This is a genomic window from Furfurilactobacillus entadae (assembly GCF_045862745.1).
Classification (GTDB): domain Bacteria; phylum Bacillota; class Bacilli; order Lactobacillales; family Lactobacillaceae; genus Furfurilactobacillus; species Furfurilactobacillus entadae.
This window is the reverse complement of the sequence record NZ_BQXN01000044.1, coordinates 1-2,300: the sequence shown is the minus strand read 5'-3', so window position 1 is coordinate 2,300 and position 2,300 is coordinate 1. Positions and strand designations below refer to the sequence as shown.

The following is a 2,300-nucleotide window of genomic DNA, read 5'->3' as shown; positions in this document are numbered from 1 at the left end:
GGCAACAACAAAACCACCAGTTAATTGAACAGTTGCGAAAACTGGCGTTGCCGAGCAATCCTGAACTGCAAGGTGAGCGACAGATGGCGCCTAGCCTGCGGCGGCAGTATCAAAAAATGGAACCAGCCAGCAACCGCAATTTACGTGCGCGCCAGCCCACGCGCCAAGCAATGCACGCGATCAATCAACTGATGGCGGTGGATAGCCGGGCACAGATGCGCGCCTTACGGGCGCACGAACGTGATGAGGACCGAGATCAAGAAGTAGAACGTGACTAAGATCTAATGGTTAGGAGATAGCGACAGCATGAAAAAGGCTAAACAGATGATTATCCAGATGGGGAAGTGGTGTTTGTTCTTGGGGGTGCCAATTACTTTGCTGATTTGCGGCATTACTTTGAATATTGTTCTTGCGTATATTCCAGGTAATTTGCTGATTACGCAGATTCTAAAGCCAGCCACGTTTACAGCAGACGCAGGTGGGCCACTGATGGCTCTCTTTATTTGGGCTGGCCCTATCATAGGAACCTTTTTTGCCTATAACGATGGAGCCAAGTGTTTGGTGGAGCCGGAAATGATCCCTGAGTGGAAACATGACCTTAAATTAGAAGTTTATGCCATCGCGATTGCATTTGCATTTTTGTTTTTCCCTGATTTCATGCGGTATTTGATTGAATCTTCAGAACAATTGTATTGATGGACAGGTGGAACATGACAAAAATAAATTTAAACAGCTCAAATATTTAGGAGCTAGAGAAGCAGCGGACATCTGGGGCAAAAACAGTTCATATGTTCAAACTAGCATTAAACAATCACCAAAAAAGTGGCCTAAAGGTTCCTACCGGCGTTTTGACAACCGGCAAATCGTTGTTACAGCGGAGGGCATGGAAGCCGCCACTGGTGAACCTGATCCACATAAAGAAGACTAAAATCAGGCTGGTGTTGCAAGATTTAAAAACCCCCGTCATAGCTGACCACTAGCTACGACGGGGGGTTTTGTGTGACATGTCGGAAATAATTATAGCATGTTGAAAATTAAAAATGAACGTGAGGAAGGTTGCTCTTTGGCGACTTTCTTTTGGTTGTCTTGGAGTTTTTTCTGTTGTAGAAAGAATCAAGTAACCAATGCGTCAGCACGCATAATCACATAAGTCGGCAACCAAGCTGGTTATCCAAAAAGCGCAGTGAATGTCATTGTTTTTGAATGTTGCCGTCTTTATCCATAATGCCTAATGCAGGTTCGGATTGGTCACGACCATAAATAATTAACCCATTGTTTTCCGCGGGTCTAAATGTAAATCCCCATGCTTTCATTTGTGTAATTTTTTGATCATATGTCAGACTAGAACGTGTTAAGTTATCGAAATTTTCATAATCACTATTAATTTCACGTTGTCTGCGGGCCATGCCACTATTATCTTCTTGACCTTTAGTCACAATATGACCATACGCATTTGTGTAGGTATCATTCGAATCTGAATTTTCTGATTGGTCGGCTTCCGATGAATTACCAGGGCTTGAATTTTTAAGTGCTTCAGAAGTTTCTGTGCTAGAAGAGCTTAAAGATGCGGCATTGTCAGAAGATGCATCGTCATCGATGGATTCTCTAGCCTGCGAATTTGTAGTTGATTGATCGCTAGCTTTAGACGAACGCGTCTTTGACGAAACTGTAGTATTTGATGCTCGCTGCACATTAGTTTTTGTGTTTAAAATGCCGGTAACTAACGAAAAGATGACAACACCAGTAAAAATAATTGACGCATTTATCATTATTTTTTTTCGCCGCATTGATCGTATACGGATGAAATCGGCGTGCCATTTAGGATCATCCTGACGTTCCTTAAAAAAAGCATAGGTATGTTGACTTCTTGTGACTGAACTAAAATATTTTTTGGCCATAGGTATACTGTCCCCTTATGTAGATAACTTAAGTATAGCAGAACAAACAAATCATATTGCGCCATGTTTTGGACATACTATACGCGTTGGATTTATGATTTTGATGTGTGCAATCGAAAAATCTTCACCTAACACTTTAAAGAGCAATCAAAATAGATTGCTCTTTTTTTGCGTCTTTTTGGTTAATTTTGCGGTGGCTTTTATGTTTAGGTCAACAAATTGTAAAAGGAGATCATCACATGTTGATTGACACCACTACACATGAGGCCATGTTCATGCAGGCTTTAAGGACGCGCGAAACTAAACGATTAAGCGCCGCCTGGCATTGGAACGAGCAACAACAGCGCGGGCACCTCGCCGACGCAGCACAAGCAAACGCGTTTAAACGTGAACGGGCAGCTT

General features: G+C 42.5%; 4 protein-coding genes. 3 read left to right on the top strand and 1 reads right to left on the bottom strand.

All coding sequences use genetic code 11. The features are described from left to right. The 3 genes from ACKTR5_RS11600 to ACKTR5_RS11590 form a co-directional block, all read left to right on the top strand. A partial coding sequence (locus tag ACKTR5_RS11600) for a hypothetical protein (protein ID WP_407881661.1) occupies window positions 1-278 on the top strand: 278 nt, incomplete at its 5' end. 28 nt (window positions 279-306) lie between these two features. Further along, window positions 307-696, top strand: coding sequence for a hypothetical protein (locus ACKTR5_RS11595; protein ID WP_407881660.1), 390 nt, complete (start codon window positions 307-309; stop codon window positions 694-696). Continuing rightward, the gene (locus ACKTR5_RS11590) at window positions 671-928 is read left to right on the top strand and encodes a helix-turn-helix domain-containing protein (protein ID WP_407881659.1); all 258 of its coding nucleotides are present in this window, start codon (window positions 671-673) and stop codon (window positions 926-928) included. Before ACKTR5_RS11595 ends, ACKTR5_RS11590 begins: the two co-directional genes overlap by 26 nt. A 262-nt stretch (window positions 929-1,190) precedes the next feature. On the opposite strand, the gene ACKTR5_RS11585 is transcribed toward ACKTR5_RS11590, so the two are convergent. After that, window positions 1,191-1,898: a hypothetical protein gene (locus ACKTR5_RS11585; protein ID WP_407881657.1), complete on the bottom strand. Its 708-nt coding sequence runs from the start codon at window positions 1,896-1,898 to the stop codon at window positions 1,191-1,193. Window positions 1,899-2,300: the final 402 nt, after the last annotated feature.

Excerpts from the sequence above, each read along its gene's own strand:
- ACKTR5_RS11595 (WP_407881660.1), top strand. The coding sequence starts at position 307 with ATGAAAAAGGCTAAACAGATGATTATCCAGATGGGGAAGTGGTGTTTG.
- ACKTR5_RS11585 (WP_407881657.1), bottom strand. The coding sequence starts at position 1,898 with ATGGCCAAAAAATATTTTAGTTCAGTCACAAGAAGTCAACATACCTAT.